Origin of the sequence: Hydrogenophaga sedimenti (genome assembly GCF_051857515.1) — a bacterium.
GTDB lineage: Bacteria > Pseudomonadota > Gammaproteobacteria > Burkholderiales > Burkholderiaceae_C > Hydrogenophaga.
Map to the genome: position 1 here is coordinate 116,429 of NZ_JBPZHA010000002.1, position 19,540 is coordinate 135,968.

Consider the following 19,540-nt stretch of genomic DNA (forward strand, 5'->3'; position numbering starts at 1 on the left):
AACCATGGTTGAAATCGAACTCGACGGCCAGAAGGTCGAAGTGCCACCGGGCAGCATGGTCATGCATGCGGCCGAGAAGGCGGGCACCTACATCCCGCACTTCTGCTATCACAAGAAGCTCTCCATTGCCGCCAGCTGCCGCATGTGCCTGGTGGAAGTGGAGAAGGCCCCCAAACCCATGCCCGCCTGCGCGACGCCGGTGACCATGGGCATGATCGTGCGCACCAAGTCCGACAAGGCCATCAAGGCCCAGAAGTCGGTGATGGAATTCCTGCTGATCAACCACCCGCTGGACTGCCCGATCTGCGACCAGGGTGGCGAGTGCCAGCTGCAGGATCTGGCCGTGGGTTACGGCGGTGGTGCCTCGCGCTACCAGGAAGAAAAGCGCGTGGTGTTCCACAAGAATGTGGGCCCGCTGATCTCCATGGAGGAGATGAGCCGCTGTATCCACTGCACCCGCTGCGTGCGCTTCGGCCAGGAAATTGCCGGTGTGATGGAGCTGGGCATGTCGCACCGCGGTGAACATGCCGAGATCGAAACCTTTGTCGGCCAGTCGGTGGACTCCGAACTGTCGGGCAACATGATCGACGTCTGCCCGGTGGGCGCGCTGACCAGCAAGCCGTTCCGTTACCACGCCCGCACCTGGGAACTCTCGCGCCGCAAGAGCGTGAGCCCGCACGATTCGACCGGCGCCAACCTGATTGTTCAGGTCAAGAACCACCAGGTCATGCGCGTCGTGCCGCTGGAGAACGATGCCGTCAACGAATGCTGGATCGCCGACCGCGACCGTTTCTCGTACGAAGCGCTCAACGGCGAAGACCGCCTGACCCAGCCCATGCTCAAGCAGGGCGGCGAATGGAAGACGGTCGACTGGCAGACCGCGCTGGAATACGTGGCCAACGGCCTGCAACAGGTCAAGGCTGCCCATGGCGCCGGCGCGATCGGCCTGCTGGCCAGCCCGCACAGCACGGTCGAGGAACTGGCACTGGCCGGGGCTTTGGTCCGTGGCCTGGGCAGCGAGAACATCGACAGCCGCCTGCGTTACGCCGATTTCGGCAACGCGACCTGGGCCAACCAGGCGCGCTGGCTGGGCCGTCCCATCGCCGAACTGTCGCAACTTCAGCGCGTGCTGGTGGTGGGGTCGAACCTGCGCAAGGACCACCCGCTGCTGGCGCAACGCATCCGCCAGGCCGCCCGCAAGGGTGCCCAGGTCAATGTCCTGAACGCGCAGGAGCAGGACTGGGCCATGTCCCTGAAGAATGTCGTGCTGGCCGACAGCAGTGTCTGGGTCAGCGCGCTGGCAGGCATCGCTGCCGCTGTGGCTGCCGAAACCGGTGTCCAGTCGCCCGTTGCCGGCAATGCGACCGACGAGGCCCGCGCCGTGGCCAAGTCTCTGCTGGGTGGCGAACAGAAGGCCATCCTGCTGGGCAATGCTGCCGCACATCATTCCAAGGCGTCCAGCCTGCTGGCCCTGGCCAACTGGATTGGCCAGCAGACCGGTGCCACGGTCGGTTACCTGACCGAAGCCGCCAACACCGTGGGTGCCCAGCTGGTGCGGGCCCTGCCGGGCCAGGGTGGCCTTGATGCCGGACAGATGCTGGGCGGCCAGATCAAGGCGGCCGTGCTGCTCAATACCGAGCCGGCGTTCGACAGCGCCTTTGGCGCCGACGGTCTGAAGAACGCCGACATGGTGGTCACGCTCAGTCCGTTCAAGGCCAACCTGGACATCAGCGACGTGCTGCTGCCCATCGCTCCGTTCACCGAGACCTCCGGTTCGTTCGTCAACGCCGAAGGCCGCCTGCAGAGCTTCCACGCCGTGGTCCGTCCGCTGGGCGATACCCGCCCGGCCTGGAAGGTGCTGCGTGTATTGGGCAACCTGCTGGGTCTGCCAGGCTTTGATGCCGACACCTCGCAGGCCGTGCTGGCTGCAGCCCTGCCGGGCGTGGCATCGGGTGCGGTTGTGGATGCGGCTCGCCTGAACAATGCCGATGCCAGTGTCGGACCGGCCGCCGCCGACCAGTCGCCGGCACAGTCTTCCCCCTGTGTGGCAGCGATTTACCAGCTGGACGGCCTGGTGCGCCGTGCCACCTCGCTGCAACTCACGAGCGATGCCCGAGGAGCCCGCGCATGATCGACGCGATGTACAACGGGGGCCTTGGCCTCATCAACGCGGCCTGGTGGACCACCGCCGCGTGGCCTGTCATCTGGGGCCTGATCAAGATCGTGGCCGTGCTGGCACCGCTGATGGGCGCCGTGGCCTACATGACGCTGTGGGAGCGCAAGCTGCTGGGCTTCATGCAGGTGCGCGTGGGTCCCAACCGCGTGGGTCCCAAGGGGCTGCTGCAGCCGATCGCCGACGCGGTCAAGCTGCTGACCAAGGAGCTGATCAGCCCGACCGCGGCCAGCAACGGCCTGTTTCGCCTGGGGCCGGTGATGGCCATCATGCCGGCGCTTGCGGCCTGGGTGGTCGTGCCGTTTGGCCCTGAAGCCGTGATCGCCAACATCAATGCCGGCCTGCTGGTGATCCTGGCGATCACCTCGATCGAGGTCTATGGCGTGATCATCGCCGGCTGGGCATCGAACTCGAAGTACGCCTTCCTGGGCGCGCTGCGCGCTTCGGCACAGATGGTGAGCTACGAAATTGCCATCGGCTTCTGTTTCCTGATCGTGGTGATGGCTGCCGGCAGCCTGAACCTCGGTGACATCGTGATCGCGCAGTCGACCGGTCGCTGGGCCGAGTTCTGGAAGGGCATCGGCCTGGACTTCATGGGCTGGAACTGGATCCTGATGGCGCCGGTGTTCCTGGTCTACCTGATCTCCGGGGTCGCTGAAACCAACCGCCACCCCTTCGACGTGGTCGAAGGTGAAGCCGAAATCGTGGCCGGTCACATGGTCGAGTACTCGGGAATGGGCTTCGCCATCTTCTTCCTGGCCGAGTACGCCAGCATGTGGCTCGTGTCGATCCTGGCCGTGCTGCTGTTCATGGGTGGCTGGAGTTCGCCGATCGGGTTCCTGTCGTTCATCCCTGGCTGGATCTGGCTGGGCGCGAAGACCTTCTTCGTGATCTCCTGCTTCATCTGGATCCGCGCCACCTTCCCGCGCTACCGCTACGACCAGATCATGCGTCTGGGCTGGAAGATTTTCATTCCCGTGACTCTGGTCTGGCTGCTCGTGGTGGCCGCCCTGATTCAGTCACCCTGGAATCCCTGGAAATAACAGCGGGCGAAAGAAAGATATGTCCACTACCGCCGTCGCTCCCTTCTCGCTGCGCGACTTCTTCAAGAGTTTCATGCTGGTGGAACTCTTCAAGGGTATGGCCCTGACCGGCCGCTACGCCCTGCGTCGCAAGGTCACGGTCCAGTTCCCGGAAGAAAAGACCCCGCTGTCGCCGCGTTTCCGTGGTCTGCACGCGCAGCGCCGTTATGAAAATGGCGAAGAGCGCTGCATTGCTTGCAAGCTGTGTGAGGCCGTGTGTCCCGCGATGGCGATCACCATCGAGGCCGGCGAGCGCGAAGACGGCACACGCCGCACCACGCGCTATGACATCGACCTGACCAAGTGCATCTTCTGCGGTTTCTGCGAAGAGGCCTGCCCGGTGGATGCCATCGTCGAAACGCACATCCTGGAGTACCACGGCGAAAAACGCGGTGACCTGTACTTCACCAAGGAAATGCTGCTGGCCGTCGGTGACCGCTACGAGCCCGAGATCGCCGCCGCCAAGGCCGCGGACGCGAAGTACCGCTGAACAAGCCCGGCGAAAGACAAGACCATGGACTACCAGACCGGCTTCTTCTACCTGTTTTCGGCGGTGATGCTGTTTGCCGCCTACCGCGTCATCACGTCGCGCAATCCCGTGCACGCCGTGCTTTACCTGATGCTGGCGTTTTCCCAGGCTTCCGGCCTGTGGCTGCTGCTCAAGGCCGAATTCCTCGGCCTGACCCTGGTGCTGGTGTACTTGGGCGCCGTGATGGTGCTGTTCCTGTTCGTCGTGATGATGCTGGACATCAAGCTTGACGGTGACCGCTGGGGCTTCTGGCAGAACTTCCCGCTGGCCGCCTCGCTGGGCGCGCTGGTGGCTGCCGAGCTGATCGCCGTGCTGTGGATCGGTTTTCCGAAGCTGGTGGCGCCGGTGGCCGAGCAGGCCCAGGCCGCGAACGTGTCGAACACCAAGCTGCTGGGCCAGCTGATGTACACCAAGTATCTGTACCCGGTCGAAATCGCTGCCGTGATCCTGCTGGTGGCCATGTTTGCCGCGATCGCGCTGACGCTGCGCCAGCGCAAGGACAGCAAGGCCATTGATCCGGGCCTGCAGGTGCGCGTGCGTGCCGCCGACCGCCTGGTGGTCGTGAAGATGGCCGCCACCAAACCATCCGCGCCTGCACAGGCAGTCGCTGCCGAGGAGGGCAAGGCATGAGCCTCACACTGGGACATTTCCTGTCGGTTGGCGCGATCATGTTCGCGTTGTCCGTGATCGGCATCTTCCTGAACCGCAAGAACATCATCGTGCTGCTGATGGCCATCGAACTGATGCTGCTGGCGGTCAACATGAACTTCGTGGCCTTCTCGCACTACCTGAACGACCTCAACGGTCAGGTGTTCGTGTTCTTCATCCTCACCGTGGCCGCCGCCGAGTCGGCCATTGGCCTGGCCATCCTGGTGCTGCTGTTCCGCAGCAAGTCCACCATCAGCGCCGAAGAACTCAACACCCTCAAGGGTTGACGCCCGGGACACGACAGGCAAGCACACCATGAGCACCTCCCTTTCCGCAACGACCTTGCTGGCCGTGCCCCTGGCACCGCTGGTGGGTTCGGCCCTCGCCGGCATTCTGGGCACCACGTTCGGCGGCAACCTGATCGGTCGCCGGGCCTCGCATTCCCTGACGATCCTGGGTGTGCTGGTGGCCTTCGTCATTTCCGCCCTGACGCTCAAGAGCGTCGCGGTCGACGGCGCCCGCTTCAACCAGACCATCTACGAATGGATGACGGTTGGTGGTCTGAAGATGGAAATCGGCTTCCTGATCGACGGCCTGACCGCCATGATGATGTGCGTGGTCACCTTCGTCTCGCTGATGGTCCACCTCTACACCATTGGCTACATGGAAGAGGACGCCGGCTACAACCGCTTCTTCGCCTACATCTCGCTGTTCACCTTCTCCATGCTGATGCTGGTGATGAGCAACAACCTGCTGCAACTGTTCTTCGGCTGGGAAGCCGTGGGCCTGGTCTCCTACCTGCTGATCGGTTTCTGGTTCAACAAGCCAACGGCCATCTTCGCCAACATGAAGGCTTTCCTGGTGAACCGGGTTGGTGACTTCGGTTTCATCCTGGGCATCGGCCTGATCGTGGCCTACGGCGGTTCGCTGAACTATGCCGAGGTCTTCGCTAAGGCCCCCGAGCTGGCCAAGATGGGCTTCCCCGGCACCGACTGGCTGCTGGTGACCGTGATCTGCATCTGCCTGTTCATCGGCGCGATGGGCAAGTCGGCCCAGTTCCCGCTGCACGTCTGGCTGCCGGACTCGATGGAAGGCCCCACCCCGATCTCCGCGCTGATCCACGCCGCCACCATGGTGACGGCCGGCATCTTCATGGTCACGCGCATGAGCCCGCTGTTCGAACTGTCGACCACTGCGCTGAACTTCGTGATGGTGATCGGTGCGATCACGGCGCTGTTCATGGGCTTCCTGGGCATCATCCAGAACGACATCAAGCGTGTGGTGGCCTATTCGACGCTGTCGCAGCTGGGTTACATGACCGTGGCGCTCGGGGCTTCGGCCTATTCGGTCGCGGTGTTCCACCTGATGACGCACGCCTTCTTCAAGGCGCTGCTGTTCCTCGCGGCCGGCTCCGTGATCATGGGCATGCACCACAACCAGGACATCCGCTGGATGGGCGGCGTGCGCAAGTACATGCCGATCACCTGGATCACCTCGCTGCTGGGCACGCTGGCCCTGATCGGCACGCCGCTGTTCTCGGGCTTCTACTCGAAGGATTCGATCATCGAGGCGGCCCACTTCTCGAACCTGCCTGGCGCCCACTTCGCGTACTTCGCGGTGCTGGCCGGCGTGTTCGTGACCTCGTTCTATTCGTTCCGTCTGTACTTCCTCGTGTTCCACGGCAAGGAGCGCTACGACCAGAACCCGGACGCCCACCACGGTCACGACGATCACCACGACGACCATGGTCATCACGGCGACGGCAAGCCCCACGAGTCCCCCTGGGTGGTGACCGTGCCGCTGCTGCTGCTGGCGATCCCCTCCGTGGTGATCGGCTTCATGACCATCCAGCCGATGCTGCTGGGTGACTTCCTGCGCGACGCCATCACCATCAACACCGAACTGCATCCGGCAATGGAGAAGTTCGCCGAGGAATTCCACGGCCCGCTGGCCATGGCGATGCACGCATTCACGACCGCGCCGTTCTGGCTGGCCCTGTCGGGTGCGGTGGTGGCCTGGTACATGTACCTGATCAATCCGGCCGTGCCGGCCGCCATCGGCCGTGCTCTCAAGCCGATCGTCACGGTCCTGGAGAACAAGTACTACCTTGACTGGTTCAACGAGAACGTGTTGGCCCGTGGCGCGCGCGCGCTGGGGACCGGTCTGTGGAAGGGTGGCGACCAGGGCGTGATCGAGACCGGTGTGGTCAACGCCAGCTGGCGTTTCGTGGGCGGCTTCTCGTCGGTGGTGCGTGGTTTCCAGAGTGGTTATCTCTACCACTACGCACTGCTCATGATCGTGGGCGTGTTCCTGTTCATGACGTATTTCGTGTGGCTCGCCAAATAAGGAGAACAAGAAGATGGGTTTGCTGAGCCTTGCGATCTGGACGCCGGTACTCTTCGGTGTCGTGTTGCTGGCCCTGGGTCGCGATGACCAGGCCAGTGTGGTGCGATGGATTGCCCTGGTGGGATCGCTGATCTCGCTGGCGGTGACGGTTCCTCTGTACACCGGCTTCAAGCTGGGAACGGCTGCGATGCAGTTCGTGGAAAAGTCGGTCTGGATCGACCGCTTCCATGTGAATTACCACCTGGGTGTGGATGGCATCTCCCTGTGGCTGATCCTGCTGACCGCCTTCATCACGGTGATCGTGGTGCTGGCCGGCTGGGAAGTGATCACCGAGCGCGTGAACCAGTACATGGGCGCCTTCCTGATCCTGTCGGGTCTGATGATCGGCGTGTTCTCCGCGCAGGACGGTATGCTGTTCTACGTCTTCTTCGAAGCCACCCTGATCCCGATGTACCTGATCATCGGCATCTGGGGCGGTCCGAACAAGATCTATGCGGCGTTCAAGTTCTTCCTCTACACGCTGATGGGCTCGCTGCTGATGCTGGTGGCCCTGATCTATCTGTACAACCAGTCCGGTGGCAGTTTCGATCTGGCGACCTGGTACAAGCTGCCGCTGGGCGGCCAGGCCCAGACCCTGCTGTTCTTCGCCTTCTTCGCTGCGTTTGCGGTGAAGGTGCCGATGTGGCCGGTGCACACCTGGCTGCCCGATGTGCACGTGGAAGCCCCCACCGGCGGTTCCGCCGTGCTGGCGGCCATCATGCTCAAGCTCGGTGCCTACGGTTTCCTGCGCTTCTCGCTGCCCATCCTGCCCGACGCTTCGCACCAGTGGGCCTGGCTGATCATCGGCCTGTCCCTGGTCGCGGTGGTCTACGTCGGCCTGGTGGCGATGGTGCAGAAGGACATGAAGAAGCTGGTGGCCTACTCGTCGGTGGCGCACATGGGCTTCGTGACCCTCGGTTTCTTCGTGTTCAGCGACCTCGGCGTCTCCGGTGCCATCGTGCAGATGATTGCCCACGGTTTCGTGTCGGCGGCGATGTTCCTCTCGATCGGCGTGCTGTACGACCGCGTGCATTCGCGTGAGATCGCCAGCTATGGCGGCGTGGTCAACACCATGCCCAATTTCGCCGCGTTCGCGCTGCTGTTCACCATGGCCAACTGCGGCCTGCCGGGAACGGCCGGTTTCGTCGGCGAATGGATGGTCATCCTGGCAGCGGTGAAGGCCAACTTCTGGGTCGGCATGGCAGCGGCCTCGGCCCTGATCTTTGGCGCCGCCTACTCGCTGTGGATGTACAAGCGTGTGTACCTGGGCGCGGTCGCCAACGACCACGTCAAGGAACTCACCGACATCGGCAGCCGTGAATTCCTCGTGATGGCGCTGCTGGCGATCGCCGTGCTGGTCATGGGCGTCTATCCCAAGCCGTTCACCGACGTGATGGACGCGTCGGTGGCCGAGCTGCTGCGCCACGTCGCCGTGTCCAAGCTGCACTGATCCCTAGCCGAGCCAACGAATAAGCGAGTCTTCTCATGATTGACCAACTCAGCTGGGTGGCGGCCTACCCGGAACTTCTTTTGCTGACCATGGCCTGCGTGATTGCGCTGGTCGACCTCACGGTCAAGTCCCCCAAGCGCAACGCGACCTACGTGCTGACCCTGCTGACCCTGGCCGTGGTGGCCTACCTGCAAGGCAGTGCGGCCGCCACCGGACAGACGATCCTGGGTTTTGGCGGCCTGATCGTGAGCGACCCGATGGGTCAGTGGCTCAAGTGCTTCGCCGCGCTGGCGATGATGGTCACGCTGGTCTACGGTCGTGACTACGCCAGCTCGCGGGACATGCTGCGTGCCGGCGACCTGTTCACACTGTCACTGTTTGCTTTGCTGGGCATGTTCGTGATGATCGCCGGGCACAACTTCCTGGTGATCTACCTGGGCCTGGAGCTGCTCACCCTGTCGAGCTACGCCCTGGTGGCGCTGCGCCGCGACGACGGCAAGGCGATCGAGGCCGCCATGAAGTACTTCGTGCTGGGCGCGCTGGCCAGCGGCTTCCTGCTGTACGGCCTGTCGCTGGTCTATGGTGCCACCGGTTCGCTGGACGTGGCCGGTGTGATGAAGGCCATTGCGGGTGGACCTGCCACGCTCAAGGGTTCCTCGCAGGTGCTGATGCTGGGTCTGGTGTTCGTGGTGTCCGGTCTGGCATTCAAGCTCGGTGTGGTTCCTTTCCACATGTGGGTGCCCGACGTGTACCACGGTGCCCCGACGGCCATCACGCTGATGGTCGGTGGCGCGCCCAAGCTGGCAGCCTTTGCCATCGTGATCCGTCTGCTGGTCGAAGGCATGGCGCCGCTGGCGGTGGACTGGCAGCAGATGCTGACGGTGCTGTCGGTGGCTTCGCTGCTGATCGGTAACCTGGCCGCCATTGCGCAGACCAACCTCAAGCGCATGCTGGCGTTCTCCACCATCTCCCAGATGGGCTTCATGCTGCTGGGCCTGCTGGCCGGCGTCGTGACGACGGCCAAGGGTCTGGACACCGGCAACATGGCCAACGCCTACGGCGCCGCGATGTTCTATGTCGTGACCTATGTGCTGACCACCCTGGCCACGTTCGGCGTGATCCTGCTGCTGTCGCGCGATGGCTTCGAGTCCGAAGAAATCAGCGACCTGGCCGGCCTGAACCAGCGCAGCCCGTTCTACGCCGGTGTGATGGCGGTGTGCATGTTCTCCCTGGCCGGTGTGCCTCCTCTGGTGGGCTTCTACGCCAAACTGTCGGTGCTGCAGGCCCTGCTGGCTTCCTCGCAGCCGCTGTACATCGGTCTGGCGGTGTTTGCCGTCGTGATGTCCCTGATCGGCGCCTTCTACTACCTGCGCCTGGTCAAGGTCATGTATTTCGATGCGCCGACGCAGACGGCCAGCATTTCTGCCGGCATGGACGTCCGCTCCGTGCTGTCGGTCAACGGTGCGCTGGTGCTGATCCTGGGCATCGTGCCTGGTGGCCTGATGGCACTGTGCGCGAAGGCGGTTGCTTCGCTGTTCGCGTGAACGCCTCCGTTTCGGTCTGGCTGGTGCTGGTGGCGGCCATCGTTGGCGCCAACCTGCCATTCCTGAACCAGCGCTGGCTGGGGGTGATCCCCCGGTCGGCGCCCAAATCCCTCGGGCTGCACGTGCTGGAGCTGGTGGTCTGTTATTTCCTGGTGGGTGCTCTCGGGCTGGCACTGGAAAAGGCCGACGGCCAGATCTACCCGCAAGGCTGGGAGTTCTACGCCACCACCGCCGCGCTGTTCCTCACGCTGGCGTTTCCCGGCTTCGTCTACCGCTACCTCTTCAAGCGGCACGCCTGATTCCGTTGCCGCATGAGCCCAGACGCCCATCTGCGTGAAGAGCCGGTGTCCCGTGCCGAGTTGCTGCGTGGACATTTCCTGCATGTGGTCCGTGACACCGTGCGCCTGCCGTCCGGTCGTGAGGCGACGCGCGAATACGTGCTGCACCCCGGCGCCGTGATGGTGATCGGGTTGCTCGACGACGGCAGGCTCATCATGGAGCGCCAGTACCGCCATCCGATGCGCAGCGTCATCGTCGAATTTCCGGCGGGCAAGCTCGATGCGGGCGAGGGCAGTCTGGCCTGCGCCCAGCGCGAGCTTCGGGAAGAGACCGGGTACCGCGCCCGTGAGTGGGCGTTCGCCGGTCGCCTCGCGCCGACGATCGCCTATTCCGACGAAATCATCGACATCTGGTTCGCACGTGGTCTGGTGCAGGGCGAACGCCATCTGGACGAAGGCGAGTTCCTCGACGTCTTCGCCGCCACACCCGATGAAGTGCAGGCCTGGTGCCGCGACGGCAGCATCATCGACTGCAAGACCCTGGTGGGCGCCCTTTGGTTGCAGAACGTGATGTCGGGCGCATGGTCACTGGACTGGTCGGGTGCCATGCCACCCGGGGTCGCACGATAATTTCGTCCATGAAGGTCCTGAACCTGCAGTGTGCGCACCAGCACGACTTCGAGGGCTGGTTTGCCTCCGAAGAAGACTTCCACCAGCAGCTCGAACGGGGGTTGCTGAGTTGCCCCCTGTGCGGCGATGCGCAGGTGCGCAAGATGCTGTCGGCACCCCGCCTGAACCTCGGGCGGACGCGCGAAGAGGCGGCTGCACGTCCTGCCTCGGCCGACGGTCAGGTTGAACTCGGGCGCACGGCCCCGGGGTCGGAGCTGCAGGGCCGGCTGCTGCGTGCCATGCGCGAAGTGATGCAGCACACCGAAGATGTGGGCGAGCGATTCGCCGACGAGGCGCGCGCCATGCACCACGGCGAGATGGAGCAGCGCAACATCCGTGGCCGCACCACGCCCGAGGTCGCGATGGAGCTGATCGAGGAGGGCATCGAGGTGATGCCCTTGCCGGGCTTGCCAGCGCTCAAGGAGACACTTCAATAAAAAGCCCCGCGTCGCGGGGCTTTTTATCTGAGGCTCTCAGGGATACAGACCGCGCAGGTCGCGCGCATGCAGGATGCGCTTGCAGGCCACGATGAAGGTCGCGGTGCGCAGGCTGACCTTGTTGTCCTGCGCCACTTGCCAGACGGCAGCGAAGGCGCCCTTCATGATGCGCACCAGGCGCTCGTTGATCTCGTCCTCGCTCCAGAAGAAGCTGGAGAAATCCTGCACCCACTCGAAGTAGCTCACGGTCACGCCGCCGGCGTTGGCGATCACGTCGGGAAGGACCAGGATGCCGCGGTCGTGCAGGATGTCGTCGGCCTGCGGCGTGGTCGGGCCGTTGGCGCCTTCGATGACCATCTTGGCCTGGATGCGGCCGGCGTTGGTTTCGGTGATCTGCTGTTCCAGCGCGGCGGGAATCAGGATGTCGCAGGGCACGCCCCAGAAGGCGTCGTTATCCATCACCTCGGCGCCGGTGAACCCGGCGACGGAGCCGACACGGGCCACGTGGGCCAGCAGGGCCGGCACGTCCAGGCCCGACTCGCGGTAGATGGTGCCGCCGTGATCCTGCACCGCCACGACCTTGGCACCCGCTTCGGCGAACAGCTTGCCGGCGACGCCGCCGACGTTGCCGAAGCCCTGCACCGCGACGCGGGCCTTGCTGATGTCCATGCCGATGTGCTTGGCGGCTTCGGTGCCGACGGTGAACACGCCGCGGCCGGTGGCTTCGCGGCGGCCGAGCGAGCCGCCCAGGTCCACCGGTTTGCCGGTGACGACGCCGGTGGCGGTCGAGCCCTCGTTCATGGAGTACGTGTCCATCATCCAGGCCATCACCTGTTCGTTGGTGTTCACGTCGGGCGCGGGGATGTCCTTGGTCGGGCCGATGATGATGCCGATCTCGCTGGTGTAGCGGCGCGTGATGCGCTCGAGTTCACCCACCGAGAGCTGGCGCGGGTCGACGCGGATGCCGCCCTTGGCGCCGCCGTAGGGCACGTTGACGGCCGCGTTCTTGATCGACATCCAGGCCGACAGCGCCATCACTTCGGACAGTGTCACGTTCTGGTGGAAACGCACGCCACCCTTGCCAGGGCCGCGGCTGGTGTTGTGCTGCACGCGGTAGCCTTCGAAGTGGGCCACGGTGCCGTCGTCCAGGTGGATCGGCACGTCGACGATCAGGGTGCGCTTGGGGCGCTTGAGGGTGTCGACCCAGCGCGCCAGGTTGCCCAGGTAGGGCGTGACGCGGTCGACCTGCTGCAGGTAGATGCCCCAGGGGCCGAGGTTGGCGGGATCAAGGTAGGAGGGGAGGGCGTTGGTGAAGGCGGCGGGGCTGTTGGCCGCGGCGCCTGCCGGATGCGGTGCTTGTGACATGTGCGAGGGTTCCTTGTGGGTTGTCTCATCGCTTCCAGGTGGAACCGATGGGCGCGACTGTACGGACCTCGCTCATGACCTGTCCAAGGCCGAGTTGCCATCTGGTTATGCGATCAATGCATAACCACGGTCCCGGCCGCTGGCTCAGTCTCCCCAGACCGCGCGCGCGACCCGGGCCATGTTCCCGCCCAGCGCCCCCGCGATCTCCGCACTGTTCATGCCCACGGCACGCAGCGCCTCGGGCATCTGCGTCCAGGCCTCCACCGGGGCGTAGCGCATCTGCCGGATGCCGTTGCCATAACCCTCCGACGCGGGCCACCAGTAGCCCGGGTCGAATGGCGGTGGCGGATCGTCGTCGAGCCCCGGCTGGCCGAAGCCGATGTCAAGCCCGAGGCCGACATGCTCAGCGCCCACCAGCTGCGCCACGTAGGCCATGTGCCGCGCCATGTCGGCCGCGCAGGGCTCCTCCACGCCGAGAAAGCGCGACACCCCGGAGATGCAGACCACCCCCCCGGTCGCGGCGCAGGCACGGATCTGCTCGTCGGTGATGTTGCGGCCGTGTTCGACCAGGGCCAGCGGGTTGGCATGGCTGAACACCACCGGCTGCGCCGAGTGCGCCAGCATGTCCAGCGTGGTCCGGCGCTCGGTGTGCGAGCAGTCGAGGATCACGCCGGCGGCGTTGGCGGCTTCCACCATGCGCCGGCCTAGCGCGGTCAGGCCTTGCGGCACGTCGTGGCAGCCACCCGCGACGCTGTTGTTGCGGTTATAGGCGAAGTGCACCTGTCGCACGCCGAGGTCGCGGTACAGCGCCACCATCTCGGGGCGTTCCAGCAAGGGCAGTGCGCCTTCGAGGTCGAACCCGACCGCGAGTTTTCCCTCGTGACGCGCGCGTTCGATGTCCGCTACCGTGTCGGGCAGCAGATAGCGCCCGGGTTGCGCGGCGATCTGCGCACGAAAGGAGGCGATCACCGGCAGGATCTGCGAGAGCGGGTTCATGTCCATGCCCACATTGATGCTCACGTAGTGCACGCCAGCGGTGCGGTAGCGCTCCAGTGGTGCAAGCAAGGCATCGGGGTGCAGGGGCAGGCAGGTGTGGGCTTCCCAGAGGATCATGTGTGTGCTCGTCGGCGCGTGCTGCGCAGTGGCACCGATTTTGCAACCCTTGACGAGGGTCAAGTGGACCCTTTGTTCTGCGCCAGTGGCACCACCGCTCGTGACAGGGCTGTGTCTGTTTGTATCGATAATGTTTTTCGCACGACGGCCCGGGAATCCGCCCGGGTCGACCAACCTGAGGATGACCTATGTTTGAACTGAAGAAACTGGCCGTGGCACTGGGCCTGACGGCGGTCGCGATGGCCTCGCATGCAGCCGGCACGCTGATCTACTGCTCCGAGGCCAGCCCCGAAGGCTTCGACAATGCGCAGTACAGCGGCGGCAACACCTTCGACGCCTCCGGTCACGCGCTGTTCAACCGCCTGGTCGAGTTCAAGAAGGGCACGACCGAAGTCGAGCCCGGCCTGGCCGAGTCCTGGACCACGTCGGCCGACGGCACCGTCTACACCTTCAAGCTGCGCAAGGGCGTGAAGTTCCACACCACCGACTACTTCAAGCCCACGCGCGAGTTCAACGCCGACGATGTGATCTTCACCTTCGGCCGCATGACCGAGAAGGAGCATCCCTTCAACAAGGCCTACCCGGCCCAGTACCCGTTTGCCTCCGACACCGGTCTGGACGGCAACGTCGAGTCGATCACCAAGACCGACCCGCTGACGGTGATCTTCAAGCTCAAGAAGCCCGACGCCGACATGCTGGCCAAGATCGCTCTGCCGTACGCTTCCGTGCTGTCGGCCGAGTTCGCCAACAAGCTGGTGGCCGAAGGCAAGGCCTCGCAGATCAACCAGCAACCCGTGGGCACCGGCCCGTTCGTGCTGCGCCGCTACGAGAAGGACGCCCAGATCCGCTACGTGAAGAACAAGGAATACTGGAACGCCTCCAACGTGATGGTGGACAACCTGATTTTCGCGATCACCACCGACGCCTCGGTGCGCTTCCAGAAGCTCAAGGCCGGCGAGTGCCACATCATGTCGCAGCCCAAGCCGCAGGACATCGCCGCGATGAAGGCCGACCCCAACCTCAAGGTCGACACGGCGCCGGGCTTCAACATCGGCTACCTGTCCTACAACACCTCCAAGCCGCTGCTGGCCAAGCTGGAAGTGCGTGAGGCGCTGGACATGGCGATCAACCGCAAGGCCATCCTCGACGCCGTCTACCAGGGACAGGGCCAGGAAGCCTCGAACCCGTTCCCGTCGTCGCTGTGGTCCTACAACCCCAAGCTCAAGAATGCGGCCTACAACCCCGAGAAGGCCAAGGAACTGCTGAAGAAGGCCGGCGTGGCCGAAGGCACCGAGATCACCCTCTGGGCCATGCCGGTGCAGCGCCCCTACAACCCCAACGCCAAGCTGATGGCCGAGATGATCCAGGCCGACTGGGCCAAGGTCGGCATCAAGGCCAAGATCACGCAGTACGAATGGGGCGACTACCTCAAGCGCCTGAAGCAGGGTGAACACGACACCGGCCTGATCGGCTGGACCGGCGACTACGCCTCGCCCGACAACTTCCTGGGCGTGCTGCTGACCTGCGAAGCCATCGGGGGTTCCAACTATGCGCGCTACTGCAGCAAGGAGTTCGATGCCCTGGTGCTCAAGGCCCGCAACAGCGTGAACCAGAAGGAGCGCACCGAGCTGTACATGAAGGCGCAGGAGGTCTTCAAGAAGGACCTGCCGTGGTCGACGATTGCCCACTCGATGGTCAACCAGCCGATGCGCAAGGAACTCAGCGGCTTCAAGATCAGCCCGTTCGGTGACTACAACTTCGAAGGCGTCAGTGTGAAGTGACCCCCCGCGCCGCCTGCGGCGTCACCCCCCAGGGGGCAACGCGAGCGGCCCGGCTCAGCCGGTTCCGCCGCGTTCTGGGTGGGACATTTCGCTTCGGAAAGATGGCGGGCGTCATTTTTGACGCCCGTTGTCGTATTCCTTCAAGAACAAGAGGCATCTGCGCATGCTGAGCTACATCTTCCGGCGTCTGCTGGTGCTGATACCCACGTTCCTGGGCGTCACGCTGCTGACCTTTTCCCTCATCCGCCTGATTCCCGGTGACCCGGTGGAGGTCATGGTGGGCGAGCGCACGCTCGACCCCGAGTTGCACGCCGCGGCCCTGAAGCGGCTGGGTCTGGACCAGCCGCTGCATGTGCAGTACGGCCGCTATCTGGGGCAGCTTCTGCAGGGTGACCTGGGCCATTCGCTCAAGACGCAGGCGAGCGTGTGGAGCGAGTTCAAGACCCTGTTCCCGGCCACGCTGGAGCTGGCGCTGTGCGCGCTGATGATCGCGCTGGTGTTCGGCCTGATCGCGGGCGTGATGGCGGCGGTCAAGCGTGGCAGCTGGATGGACCACACGGTGATGACGGCGGCGCTGACCGGCTACTCGATGCCGATCTTCTGGTGGGGCCTGCTGCTGATCCTGATCTTCTCGGTCGGGCTGGGCTGGACGCCGGTGTCCGGCCGGCTGGACCTGATGTTCGACGTGCAGCCGCAGACCGGTTTCATGCTGGTCGATGCCTGGCTGGCCGAACGGGCCGACCCCGAACTGAACCATGGCGCGCTGTGGGATGCAGCACGCCACCTGATCCTCCCGGCCATCGTGCTGGGCACGATCCCGCTGGCGGTGATCGCGCGCATGACACGTTCGTCGATGCTCGAAGTGCTGCGGGAAGACTATGTGCGCACCGCGCGCGCCAAGGGCCTGTCGCCGAGCCGGGTGATCTTCGTGCACACGCTGCGCAATGCGCTGATTCCGGTGCTGACCGTGGTCGGCCTGCAGGTCGGCACGCTGATGGGCGGCGCGGTGCTGACCGAAACGATCTTTTCCTGGCCAGGCATCGGCAAGTGGCTGATCGATGCGATCGGACGGCGCGACTACCCGGTGGTGCAGAACGGCATCCTGCTGGTCGCCACCCTGGTGATCCTGACCAATTTCACCGTGGACCTGCTCTACGGTGTGGCCAATCCTCGCATCCGGGTGCAGTCATGAACTTCGGCGAATTCTGGCGGGCGTTTTCGCTCAACAAGGGGGCGGTCGCGGGGCTGCTGTTCATGGGGGTCGTGGTGCTGCTGGCGCTGCTGGCGCCCTGGGTGGCGCCGTACAGCCCGGTCGAGCAGTACCGCGAACATTTCCTGCAGGCACCGTCGTGGGCCGGTGGCAGCAGCCAGTTCCTGCTGGGCACCGACGAACTCGGCCGTGACCTGCTCTCGCGCCTGATCCACGGGGCCCGGCTGTCGCTGCTGGTCGGTCTGGTGTCGGTGGTGATGGCGCTGATTCCGGGCGTGATCCTGGGCCTGGTGGCGGCGTTCGCCGGCAAGTGGGTCGACGCGGCCATCATGCGGATCATGGACATCGTGATGGCACTGCCTTCGCTGCTGATGGCGATCGCGATCATGGCCATCCTGGGGCCCGGTCTGGTCAACGCGATGATCTCGATCGCGCTGGTGTCGCTGCCGGCCTATGTGCGGCTGGTGCGCGCCTCGGCCCTGAGCGAGCTGCAGCGCGACTACGTGACCGCCGCGCGGCTGTCGGGTGCGCGCACGCTGCGCCTGATGTTCGTGACCGTGCTGCCCAACTGCACGGCGCCGCTGATCGTGCATGCGACCATGAGCTTCTCCGCCGCCATCCTCGAAATCGCGGCGCTGGGTTTCCTCGGTCTGGGCGTGCAACCGCCGCTGCCCGAGTGGGGCACGATGCTGGCCTCGGCGCGCGACTACATCGAACGCGCCTGGTGGGTGGTGACGCTACCCGGCCTGACCATCCTGCTGTCGGTGCTGGCGATCAACCTGGTCGGCGACGGTCTGCGCGATGCGCTGGACCCCAAACTCAAGTCGGCTTCATGAGCACGCAGGACACACACACCATGAGCCTGCTGGACATCCAACAACTGAGCGTCGAATTCGGCGCGAAATCCAAGACATCGGGTCACGCCTTTCGCGCCGTCGACGGGCTGGACCTGCAGCTCGACCAGGGCGAGGTGCTGGGCATCGTCGGCGAGTCCGGTTCGGGCAAGTCGGTCGCGATGATGGCGATGATGGGCCTGCTCGCGGGGCAGGGGCGGGTGGGCGCCACGCGGCTGAACTTCGACGGGCAGGACCTGCTGAAGATCTCGGACCGTCAGCGCCGCAAGATCCTGGGCAAGGACATGGCGATGATCTTCCAGGACCCCATGACCTCGCTCAACCCCTGCTTCACCGTGGGCTACCAGCTCGAAGAGGTGCTGCGTGAACACATGGGCCTGCGTGGCGCGGCGGCGCGCGCGCGCGCGCTGGAGCTGTTGCAGATGGTCGAGATTCCCGGCGCGGCGAGCCGGCTCGACAGCTATCCGCACCAGTTCTCGGGCGGCATGGCGCAGCGCGTGATGATCGCGATGGCGATCGCCTGCAACCCCAAGCTGCTGATCGCCGACGAACCGACGACGGCACTGGACGTGACCATCCAGGCGCAGATCATGGAGCTGCTGGTGCAGCTGCAGCAGGCGCACCACATGGCGCTGATCCTGATCACGCACGACCTGGCGGTGGTGGCCGAGGTGGCGCAGCGCGTGGCCGTGATGTACGCCGGGCAGGTGGTCGAGCAGGGGGCGGTCTCGCGCCTGTTTGCCGCGCCCTCGCACCCCTACACCGCGGCGCTGCTGCAGAGCGTGCCAGAGCACAGCCGTGGCGCACGCCGCCTGCACACGCTGCCGGGCATCGTGCCCGGCCAGCACGATCGGCCGGCCGGCTGCCTGCTGGCGCCGCGTTGCCCGTATGTGCAGGAACGCTGCCAGAACGAACGCCCCACCTTGCGTGCGCACGAAGGCGAACAGGTGCGCTGCTTCTTCCCGTTGATGGCCCAGGAGGCGTCATGAGTTCCGCCCCCGAAACCCTCACCGCCGGCGCGCCCGTGATGGTCGCCGAGTCGCTGACCCGTCACTACGGCGTCTCGCAAGGCGCGTTCAAGCCCAGGCTGACCGTCAAGGCGCTGGTCGACGTGTCGTTCCAACTGGCCGCGGGCCAGACCCTGGCCGTGGTGGGCGAATCCGGCTGTGGCAAGAGCACGCTGGCGCGCCAGCTCACCCTGATCGAACCGCCGACCGAGGGCCGGCTGCAGATCGGTGGCGAGTGGGTCGTGCCGGGCGACCGTGCGCAGTACAAGCGCCTGCGCAGCCAGGTGCAGATGGTGTTCCAGAACCCCTACGCCTCGCTCAATCCGCGCCAGAAGATCGGCACCCAGATCGCCGAGCCGCTGTTGCTCAACACCGCGCTGTCGTCCGACGAACGCCGGCAGAAGGTGCAGGAGATCCTGCAGCGCGTGGGTCTGCGGCCGGAACACGCCGACCGTTATGCCCACATGTTCTCGGGCGGCCAGCGCCAGCGCATCGCGATCGCGCGGGCGATGGTGCTGCAGCCCAAGATCCTGGTGGCCGACGAACCGACCTCGGCGCTGGACGTGTCGATCCAGGCGCAGGTGCTCAACCTGTTCATGGACTTGCAGGAGCAGCTGAACACGGCCTACGTCTTCATCTCGCACAACCTGGCCGTGGTCGAGCACATCGCGGACCATGTGATGGTGATGTACCTGGGACGGGTGGTGGAGTCGGCGCCGAAGAAGACGCTGTTCGCGAACGCGCTGCACCCGTACACGCAGGCGCTGCTGTCCGCCACGCCCTCGATCGATCCGGCGCAGCGGCAGAAGAAGATTCCGATCACGGGGGAATTGCCCAGTCCGCTGAACCCGCCTTCAGGCTGCGCGTTCCACAAGCGGTGTCCTCGGGCGGATGCGCGTTGTTCCGCCGAGTTGCCGCTGTTGCGGCAGGTCGAAGGGCGGCTGGTGGCCTGTCACCACGTGTGATTTCTCTGGTCGTTGGTTCTGCCTTCGGCGCTCGTCGCTTGTGGGTAGGG

General features: G+C 64.9%; 18 protein-coding genes. 16 read left to right on the top strand and 2 right to left on the bottom strand.

The genetic code is table 11. From position 1 onward, the window contains the following. Window positions 1–4: 4 nt before the first annotated feature. Genes nuoG through ACS5NL_RS03265 form a run of 11 tightly spaced genes read left to right on the top strand, consistent with a single transcriptional unit; the run spans window position 5 to window position 11,195 of the window. The gene (gene nuoG, locus ACS5NL_RS03215) at window positions 5–2,131 is read left to right on the top strand and encodes an NADH-quinone oxidoreductase subunit NuoG (protein WP_439352146.1); all 2,127 of its coding nucleotides are present in this window, start codon (window positions 5–7) and stop codon (window positions 2,129–2,131) included. Then, window positions 2,128–3,216 carry an NADH-quinone oxidoreductase subunit NuoH gene (gene nuoH / locus ACS5NL_RS03220; RefSeq protein ID WP_439352147.1) on the top strand — a complete coding sequence of 363 codons (1,089 nt, stop codon included), beginning with the start codon at window positions 2,128–2,130 and terminating at the stop codon, window positions 3,214–3,216. Before nuoG ends, nuoH begins: the two co-directional genes overlap by 4 nt. A 19-nt stretch (window positions 3,217–3,235) precedes the next feature. Then, window positions 3,236–3,745, top strand: a complete 510-nt coding sequence (gene nuoI / locus ACS5NL_RS03225) for an NADH-quinone oxidoreductase subunit NuoI (protein WP_411363696.1) — start codon at window positions 3,236–3,238, stop codon at window positions 3,743–3,745. Window positions 3,746–3,769: 24 nt separating this feature from the next. After that, a complete protein-coding gene (locus ACS5NL_RS03230) occupies window positions 3,770–4,414 on the top strand; it encodes an NADH-quinone oxidoreductase subunit J (RefSeq protein ID WP_439352148.1) in 645 nt (214 codons plus the stop codon). After that, a complete protein-coding gene (gene nuoK / locus ACS5NL_RS03235; protein ID WP_439352149.1) occupies window positions 4,411–4,719 on the top strand; it encodes an NADH-quinone oxidoreductase subunit NuoK in 309 nt (102 codons plus the stop codon). The genes ACS5NL_RS03230 and nuoK overlap by 4 nt, the downstream gene beginning before the upstream one ends. 28 nt (window positions 4,720–4,747) lie before the next feature. Continuing rightward, window positions 4,748–6,778 carry an NADH-quinone oxidoreductase subunit L gene (nuoL, locus tag ACS5NL_RS03240; protein WP_439352150.1) on the top strand — a complete coding sequence of 677 codons (2,031 nt, stop codon included), beginning with the start codon at window positions 4,748–4,750 and terminating at the stop codon, window positions 6,776–6,778. Between the two features lie 13 nt (window positions 6,779–6,791). Next, a complete protein-coding gene (locus tag ACS5NL_RS03245) occupies window positions 6,792–8,267 on the top strand; it encodes an NADH-quinone oxidoreductase subunit M (RefSeq protein ID WP_439352151.1) in 1,476 nt (491 codons plus the stop codon). Between the two features lie 35 nt (window positions 8,268–8,302). Beyond that, complete coding sequence (gene nuoN, locus ACS5NL_RS03250) at window positions 8,303–9,811, top strand: NADH-quinone oxidoreductase subunit NuoN (protein WP_439352152.1); 1,509 nt, start codon at window positions 8,303–8,305, stop codon at window positions 9,809–9,811. Then, complete coding sequence (locus ACS5NL_RS03255) at window positions 9,808–10,110, top strand: DUF2818 family protein (RefSeq protein ID WP_439352153.1); 303 nt, start codon at window positions 9,808–9,810, stop codon at window positions 10,108–10,110. The genes nuoN and ACS5NL_RS03255 overlap by 4 nt, the downstream gene beginning before the upstream one ends. Before the next feature lie 12 nt (window positions 10,111–10,122). Then, window positions 10,123–10,719, top strand: a complete 597-nt coding sequence (locus ACS5NL_RS03260) for an NUDIX domain-containing protein (RefSeq protein ID WP_439352154.1) — start codon at window positions 10,123–10,125, stop codon at window positions 10,717–10,719. 8 nt (window positions 10,720–10,727) lie between these two features. Continuing rightward, a complete protein-coding gene (locus ACS5NL_RS03265; RefSeq protein WP_439352155.1) occupies window positions 10,728–11,195 on the top strand; it encodes a DUF1178 family protein in 468 nt (155 codons plus the stop codon). Window positions 11,196–11,231: 36 nt separating this feature from the next. Here the strand turns inward: ACS5NL_RS03265 and ACS5NL_RS03270 are convergent, their stop codons facing one another. After that, complete coding sequence (locus ACS5NL_RS03270) at window positions 11,232–12,560, bottom strand: Glu/Leu/Phe/Val family dehydrogenase (RefSeq protein WP_439352156.1); 1,329 nt, start codon at window positions 12,558–12,560, stop codon at window positions 11,232–11,234. Window positions 12,561–12,704: 144 nt separating this feature from the next. Next, complete coding sequence (locus ACS5NL_RS03275) at window positions 12,705–13,673, bottom strand: dipeptidase (protein ID WP_439352157.1); 969 nt, start codon at window positions 13,671–13,673, stop codon at window positions 12,705–12,707. A gap of 188 nt (window positions 13,674–13,861) precedes the next feature. Here ACS5NL_RS03275 and ACS5NL_RS03280 point away from each other — a divergent pair, with 188 nt between their 5' ends. From ACS5NL_RS03280 to ACS5NL_RS03300, 5 genes are all read left to right on the top strand, one after another. Then, complete coding sequence (locus tag ACS5NL_RS03280; RefSeq protein WP_439352158.1) at window positions 13,862–15,454, top strand: ABC transporter substrate-binding protein; 1,593 nt, start codon at window positions 13,862–13,864, stop codon at window positions 15,452–15,454. A gap of 163 nt (window positions 15,455–15,617) precedes the next feature. After that, on the top strand, window positions 15,618–16,646 hold the full coding sequence (locus ACS5NL_RS03285) for an ABC transporter permease (RefSeq protein WP_439352159.1): 1,029 nt from the start codon (window positions 15,618–15,620) through the stop codon (window positions 16,644–16,646). Continuing rightward, window positions 16,643–17,500, top strand: a complete 858-nt coding sequence (locus tag ACS5NL_RS03290; RefSeq protein ID WP_439352160.1) for an ABC transporter permease subunit — start codon at window positions 16,643–16,645, stop codon at window positions 17,498–17,500. The genes ACS5NL_RS03285 and ACS5NL_RS03290 overlap by 4 nt, the downstream gene beginning before the upstream one ends. A gap of 20 nt (window positions 17,501–17,520) precedes the next feature. Beyond that, the gene (locus ACS5NL_RS03295; RefSeq protein WP_439352546.1) at window positions 17,521–18,507 is read left to right on the top strand and encodes an ABC transporter ATP-binding protein; all 987 of its coding nucleotides are present in this window, start codon (window positions 17,521–17,523) and stop codon (window positions 18,505–18,507) included. Continuing rightward, complete coding sequence (locus ACS5NL_RS03300; RefSeq protein WP_439352161.1) at window positions 18,504–19,490, top strand: dipeptide ABC transporter ATP-binding protein; 987 nt, start codon at window positions 18,504–18,506, stop codon at window positions 19,488–19,490. Before ACS5NL_RS03295 ends, ACS5NL_RS03300 begins: the two co-directional genes overlap by 4 nt. Window positions 19,491–19,540: the final 50 nt, after the last annotated feature.

Excerpts from the sequence above, each read along its gene's own strand:
- ACS5NL_RS03285 (WP_439352159.1), top strand. The coding sequence starts at position 15,618 with ATGCTGAGCTACATCTTCCGGCGTCTGCTGGTGCTGATACCCACGTTC.
- ACS5NL_RS03265 (WP_439352155.1), top strand. The coding sequence starts at position 10,728 with ATGAAGGTCCTGAACCTGCAGTGTGCGCACCAGCACGACTTCGAGGGC.
- ACS5NL_RS03290 (WP_439352160.1), top strand. The coding sequence starts at position 16,643 with ATGAACTTCGGCGAATTCTGGCGGGCGTTTTCGCTCAACAAGGGGGCG.
- ACS5NL_RS03295 (WP_439352546.1), top strand. The coding sequence starts at position 17,521 with ATGAGCCTGCTGGACATCCAACAACTGAGCGTCGAATTCGGCGCGAAA.
- nuoL (WP_439352150.1), top strand. The coding sequence starts at position 4,748 with ATGAGCACCTCCCTTTCCGCAACGACCTTGCTGGCCGTGCCCCTGGCA.
- nuoK (WP_439352149.1), top strand. The coding sequence starts at position 4,411 with ATGAGCCTCACACTGGGACATTTCCTGTCGGTTGGCGCGATCATGTTC.
- ACS5NL_RS03245 (WP_439352151.1), top strand. The coding sequence starts at position 6,792 with ATGGGTTTGCTGAGCCTTGCGATCTGGACGCCGGTACTCTTCGGTGTC.
- ACS5NL_RS03300 (WP_439352161.1), top strand. The coding sequence starts at position 18,504 with ATGAGTTCCGCCCCCGAAACCCTCACCGCCGGCGCGCCCGTGATGGTC.
- ACS5NL_RS03230 (WP_439352148.1), top strand. The coding sequence starts at position 3,770 with ATGGACTACCAGACCGGCTTCTTCTACCTGTTTTCGGCGGTGATGCTG.
- nuoI (WP_411363696.1), top strand. The coding sequence starts at position 3,236 with ATGTCCACTACCGCCGTCGCTCCCTTCTCGCTGCGCGACTTCTTCAAG.
- ACS5NL_RS03270 (WP_439352156.1), bottom strand. The coding sequence starts at position 12,560 with ATGTCACAAGCACCGCATCCGGCAGGCGCCGCGGCCAACAGCCCCGCC.
- ACS5NL_RS03280 (WP_439352158.1), top strand. The coding sequence starts at position 13,862 with ATGTTTGAACTGAAGAAACTGGCCGTGGCACTGGGCCTGACGGCGGTC.
- nuoG (WP_439352146.1), top strand. The coding sequence starts at position 5 with ATGGTTGAAATCGAACTCGACGGCCAGAAGGTCGAAGTGCCACCGGGC.
- ACS5NL_RS03275 (WP_439352157.1), bottom strand. The coding sequence starts at position 13,673 with ATGATCCTCTGGGAAGCCCACACCTGCCTGCCCCTGCACCCCGATGCC.
- ACS5NL_RS03260 (WP_439352154.1), top strand. The coding sequence starts at position 10,123 with ATGAGCCCAGACGCCCATCTGCGTGAAGAGCCGGTGTCCCGTGCCGAG.
- nuoN (WP_439352152.1), top strand. The coding sequence starts at position 8,303 with ATGATTGACCAACTCAGCTGGGTGGCGGCCTACCCGGAACTTCTTTTG.
- nuoH (WP_439352147.1), top strand. The coding sequence starts at position 2,128 with ATGATCGACGCGATGTACAACGGGGGCCTTGGCCTCATCAACGCGGCC.